This is a genomic window from Tritonibacter sp. SIMBA_163 (genome assembly GCF_046535935.1).
Classification (GTDB): Bacteria; Pseudomonadota; Alphaproteobacteria; order Rhodobacterales; family Rhodobacteraceae; genus Epibacterium; species Epibacterium scottomollicae.
Window position 1 is genome coordinate 1 of sequence record NZ_JAWJBP010000848.1, and the last position, 255, is coordinate 255.

Annotated in this window: 1 protein-coding gene; it reads left to right on the plus strand. The window is 38.4% G+C overall.

The window, feature by feature from the left end:
- Positions 1-255, plus strand: a 255-nt coding sequence (locus R0J92_RS24730; RefSeq protein ID WP_411053632.1) for a hypothetical protein, incomplete at both ends; no start/stop codon positions are given.

Consider the following 255-nt stretch of genomic DNA (forward strand, 5'->3'; position numbering starts at 1 on the left):
GAACAGGAGAAACTTCAAAATGATGACAAAAGCTCTCCTGAAGAAAATGCTGCTAAACAAGACTCCCTGAACAAAGAGTTTGATGATTTCAAGAAGAAGCTAGATGAAACTGAAAAGAAAGCTCAAGAACTCGATATGGATGAGCTTTCTACAGGTGATAAAAAAGAGGGAATCGATAAAGAGATGAAGAATGCCTCTCAACAAATGAAGCAGGGCAATAAGAAGCAGGGAAAAAAGAGCCAGTCTAAATCTGCT